Source organism: Kitasatospora sp. NPDC056531 (assembly GCF_042794375.1).
Lineage (GTDB): Bacteria > Actinomycetota > Actinomycetes > Streptomycetales > Streptomycetaceae > Kitasatospora.
In genome coordinates this window covers 23,937-28,752 of the sequence record NZ_JBHTTU010000083.1, presented here as the reverse complement: position 1 = coordinate 28,752, position 4,816 = coordinate 23,937, and the positions used below count along the sequence as shown (strand labels likewise).

Sequence of the window (4,816 nt, the reverse complement as noted above, 5' to 3'; positions counted from 1 at the left end):
GTACTGCAGGGGGGACCCTGTGGGAGAGTAGGACGCCGCCGAACAATCATTCAGAAGAACCCCCATCCGGATTCCGGATGGGGGTTCTTCGCGTTCCGAGGACGCGAGGTTCCGGCTGATTCGGATGTGTCCGGAAGGAGCGAGCGGGCCGACCGACGCTGTGCAGTGCCACTGTTAGCCTGGTTGACATGATCAGGAGGGGGTCCATGCAACGGGTATCGAGCGAGCCGGCTTCCGGTCCGCAGCGAGCTCTGATCACTGCCAGTTTCGTCAGCAGGGTCGGCAACGGTCTCTTCAACGCCGCTTCCATCCTCTACTTCACGCTCGTAGTGCACCTGCCCGCCACCCAGGTGGGAGCGGGTCTGACGATCGCGGGCCTCAGCGGCTTGGCGGCTGGCATACCGGCGGGGAATCTGGCCGACCGGTACGGGCCGCGCGCGATCTGGCTGATGACCCTCGTTCTACAGGCCGCCACAATGGCGGCTTTCGTCTTCATCGACAGCTGGCTCGCGTTCACGCTCGTCGCCACCCTGGACCGGCTGGCCGCCACGGCAAGCGGCGCCGCGGGCGGTGCACTCATCGCAAGAGTCGGCGGTGAACGTCCTGCCGCCTTCCGGGCCAGACTCCGCACCTTCGTCAATCTCGGCGTCGTCGTGGGCACCCTGGGCGCGGCCTTCGCGATCCAGATCAACACTCGCCCTGCCTACACCGGGCTGATCCTCGCAAACGCCGCCAGCTTCGCCTGTGCGGGACTGATCGTGTTCCTGGGCGTCCCGAACTACCGGCCTCTGCCCCGGCCCAAGGAGCACCGTCAGTGGTCCGTCCTGGCCGACCGGCCGTACGTGTCCTTCGTCGCGCTCTACAGTGCCATGGGCCTGCAGTACCAGATCGTCTCTCTTCTCCTGCCGATCTGGCTCACCGCCCACACCGGCGCACCGCGTTGGGCCGTGGCAGCGGTCTACGCGATCAACAGCGGCGTCTGCGTACTGCTCCAAAGCAGACTCGGCTCCAAGGTGGAAACCCCACGACAGGGTGGCCGCGCCTTCCGCCTCGCCGGACTCCTGTTCCTCGTCAGCTGTCCGTTGATGGCACTGACGGCTGACGTTCCCGCGTGGGCCGCACCGGCGCTCGCCGCCCTCGCGGTGTGCATCCACAGCGTCGGGGAGGTATGGGAGTCGTCGGCCGGCTTCGCACTCGGCTTCGGTCTCGCACCCGAGCATGCCCAAGGGCAATACCAGGGCCTCTTCGGAATCGGCTTCGACGCAGGCCAAGCCCTCGCCCCTGTGATCCTGACCGGAGCAGCCCTTGCGCTCGGACACGTGGGATGGCTACTCCTCGGCGCACTCTTCGCGGGCCTGGGCGCGGCAGGACCTCCGGTGGCCGCATGGGCCGAGCGAACGCGCCGCGGGAAACCGGGTACAGAAGCCGCACAACGTCGGCAAGGTGAATCCCCGCTGCTGGAGGCCGACTGCTGAGGTTGAACCGGTGATGCCGCGGGGTGGTTGATCACGTCGGCGCGCTGCGACGGTAACGGGCACGACCCCGGACGTGGAGGCGTGCCCCCCGGGTGATACCCGGGGGGCACGCCTTTTGGTCTTTCCGGCCACGACCGAGGAGTTGCGGGCAGAGGTGGCCGGCGTCGGGCAGGGGGGACGTGCAGGGCCGGGTGGGGACGAATCGTGAGTGGGTGCGTTCTCGTTGTGGCGGTTTGGTGCGCGTACGGCCCTGTTGCCGTCTTCGGTGAGGGAACGGCGCCAAGCTGGTGGCGGGGAGACGGGGCGTCAGCAGTGCGTCAGGGCAGACTTCGCCGTCCGCGGGGGATGGACGGGGTGCCCGCGGGGCCTGCCCGGTTTCCCCGGGAGGGCAGGTCGGCAGTGTCGGTGGGGTTCGAGCGAGTTGTCGGTTTGTGTTCGAACAGGTCAGGGTATCCCCTGGCTGTTGACATGATCACGGGGCGCGAGCGGTGTTGCGGAAGGGGGGAGGGTGCGGAGGCGGACCGGCAGGTTCCTACGGAAGGGGCCCGTTGACATGGCCGGGGTGGCCGGTGCACCTTTCCGGTCCGGTTGCCCGGGGAGGGAAGGTGCACCCTGCACACCGGTTCAGTTCTTCGGCCTGATGTCGCTCAGCGTGCCGCTGATGTTGAGGAGTTCGTGGCACGTGGCTGCCTGCTTGCCCGAGGCCGGGGTGCCCGGTGACTCGCAGGTCACGTTCGCCGTCACTGTCTGGTCCTCGGGGACCTGGATGGGGGTCACCCAGTGGTAGTCCTGGTTGCGGAAGGTCTCCAACGCGATGGTGGTGATCGTCTGCTTGCCGGCCTTGATGGTCAGCAGTCCTTGGTCGCCTTGGAAGTTGGCGGCCACGATGTCGGTGATGTCGAAGACCTTGCCGTGCGGCACCTGGTAACTGCCCGCGGACGAGGAGCCGTTCGCGGTCTGCACCTCGATCGTGGCGGAGCTCTGCTGTCCGGTGCCCGGCACCGCCAGGCCCGAGCCGGGGTTGTTGCCGCCGCCGGGACCGCCGCTCGGCTGTCCGGCGCCCGGCTTGTCCTGGCCGCCGGGGTTCCCGCCGGAGGGGGGCGTCGGTGCGCCGGGGGCGGGTGCGCCGGGGGTCGGGGTCGGGGCCGGGGTGGCGCTCTGCTGGGCGACAGCCTGTTCGGCGGCCTGCTTCGCGGAGCTGCGCACCGCCGGGCGGACCAGGGCGAACCAGGCCAGCAGCAGCGCGATCAGCGCGGCCAGGAGTGCGAGCAGCCACTTGGGGAGGATCGGGAGTTGGATGAACTCGCCGTCCAGAACAGGTTTCTGAAGTGGCGTCGGGTCGACGGTAGTGGTCTCGGGCTTGTCGCCGACGCCCTTGCCCTCTGCTCCCTTGCCGTCTGTTCCCTTGCCGTCCGTACCCTTGGCGGCCGCGCTCTCCTCCGGGCCCACCGTGACCTCGAACGGCCAGGAGGCCTGCTTGCCGAACCAGATCAGCTTGCGGGCACGTGCCTGCAGTCGCATTTCACCGGACTCGCCCGGTTCGAGGCGCAGCCGCTCCGGGGTGGCCCGGAACCGCAGCTCCTCGCCCGCCTGCCCGGGGGTGGGGACCACGGTGGTGGGGGCGTTCCCGAGGTTGCGCACCGACGTCCGGTAGCGTCCGCGCAGCCAGCCTCGACGGCGCCGGGGAGCGAGCGCGGCCTGCAGCTCGTGGAACGGCGTCACGGTGACCGTGGTCTCCGGAACCGTGACCAGCTCGGGGCGCTCGGTCGGCAACACGCGGATGCCGAGCGGGAATTCACCGGCTCGGGCGGCGGGCGAACGCGGCGGGGCCAGACGTACCGTCACTGTCTCGGACGTCCCCGGAAAGAGGGAGACCCGGGCCGGCTCGACCGTCGTCCACGCGGCGCAGTCGCCGACCACCTCCAGCGAGTACGCCTCAACGATGTCGAGGTCGTTGCGTACCGTCAGCGTCGTGGTGGCCACGCCACCGGGCGCCACCGTCAGTGCGGGCAGGCCGAGTTCGGCGGATGTGGTCATAGCGCGAGGGTAGAACCGGCGGACGGTCCGCGGAGAGGGCCGTGCGGGCAAGGCGTGGGCACACCCCTTGCCCGCACGGACTGACCGACGCTGCCCGGTGCCATCGCGGAGCACCGTGCGGGGTCGGATGCCCGCAGTCCCCAGGCCCACGGCCTGCCCGCTTCCCCGGCGGCGCAGACCCACGGTCGACACCGCCCCGCGGTGCCGACCGTCACCACTGAAGGCCGAATGGAGAATGGAGAGTTCGATGACGTCGACCGACGCAACCTGTGAGGGGTCCGTCACCACCCGGCGGATCCAGGCGACACCGCGGTCCGGCAGCGCCCGGACGATCGGCAGTGCCCGGCCGTTGGCGCCGACCGTCCCCGCCCAGGTGCGCGGCAAGCCGGCCCAGATACGCGTGGCGGTGTACGCGGAGGACATCATCCTGCAGACCGGTGTGGTCCAACAGCTGCGCCAGCGGCCCGAGGTGGAGCTGCTGAGCGAGGGCGAGGCGGGGAGGGCGGAGGTCTCCCTGCTGGTGGTCGACGCCCTGACCGAGGCGGTGGCCGAGAACCTGCGCCGGCTGCGGCTCGCCACGTCGGGCCGAATAGGTCTGGTGGTGGGCCACTTCGAGGCCGGCGGGCTGCAGACGATCGTCGAGTGCGGGGTCGCCGCCGTGCTGCGCCGCTCGGAGGCGGACCAGGACCGGCTGGTGCACCTCATCACCGCCCTGGCCAAGGGTGAGGGCGTGATGCCCGGGGACCTGCTCGGCGAACTGCTCGACCGGATCGGGATGCTCCAGCGCACGATGCTCGACGGGCGGGGCCTGACCCTGTCCACCCTGACGGCCCGGGAGGCGGAGATGCTCCGGCTGGTCGCCGAGGGATTCGACACCAGTGAGATCGCGGCCAAGACCTCCTACTCCGAACGCACCGTCAAGAACGTGCTGCACGAGATCATCACGCGGCTGGGGCTGCGCAACCGGGCGCACGCGGTGGGGTACGCCATGCGGCGGGGCCTGATCTGAGGGTTACGGCCGGAGGGTCACAGGCCTGAGGGTTACAGGCCTGAGGGTCACAGGTCCGAGGGGCACAGGTCTGAGGGTTGCGGCCCCAGGCCGCGACCGTCCGAGACCCGCCCCCGACCGCGGCCGCCTGCCCTTTGGGGACACAGGTTGTTTCCCCCGGCTCGGGGGGGGGGGGGGGGTGTGTCTGTGGGTCAGGGGGGGGGGGGGTCGGGGGGGGCAGCAACGCCCCCCCGGGTGGGGGGGGGGGTTTTGTGTTCCCATCGCTCCCCCCCCCCCCTGCGGGGTGGTACGACCA

3 protein-coding genes are annotated in these 4,816 nt (G+C 70.3%); 2 read left to right on the top strand and 1 reads right to left on the bottom strand.

The features are described 5' to 3' along the window. Positions 1-206 precede the first annotated feature (206 nt). Positions 207-1,475, top strand: a complete 1,269-nt coding sequence (locus ACFQ87_RS36700; RefSeq protein ID WP_380615271.1) for an MFS transporter — start codon at positions 207-209, stop codon at positions 1,473-1,475. Positions 1,476-2,099: 624 nt separating this feature from the next. Here ACFQ87_RS36700 and ACFQ87_RS36695 read toward each other — a convergent pair. Beyond that, positions 2,100-3,512 (bottom strand): hydrolytic protein, encoded by a 1,413-nt coding sequence (locus tag ACFQ87_RS36695; protein ID WP_380615270.1) that lies wholly within the window; start codon positions 3,510-3,512, stop codon positions 2,100-2,102. Positions 3,513-3,759: 247 nt separating this feature from the next. Between ACFQ87_RS36695 and ACFQ87_RS36690 the strand changes: the two genes are divergently transcribed. Beyond that, a complete protein-coding gene (locus tag ACFQ87_RS36690) occupies positions 3,760-4,521 on the top strand; it encodes a LuxR C-terminal-related transcriptional regulator (RefSeq protein WP_380615269.1) in 762 nt (253 codons plus the stop codon). The last annotated feature ends 295 nt before the right edge of the window (positions 4,522-4,816 follow it).

What these genes read in the sequence shown, in the direction of transcription:
- ACFQ87_RS36700 (WP_380615271.1), top strand. Translation starts at nt 207, where the DNA reads ATGCAACGGGTATCGAGCGAGCCGGCTTCCGGTCCGCAGCGAGCTCTG.
- ACFQ87_RS36695 (WP_380615270.1), bottom strand. Translation starts at nt 3,512, where the DNA reads ATGACCACATCCGCCGAACTCGGCCTGCCCGCACTGACGGTGGCGCCC.
- ACFQ87_RS36690 (WP_380615269.1), top strand. Translation starts at nt 3,760, where the DNA reads ATGACGTCGACCGACGCAACCTGTGAGGGGTCCGTCACCACCCGGCGG.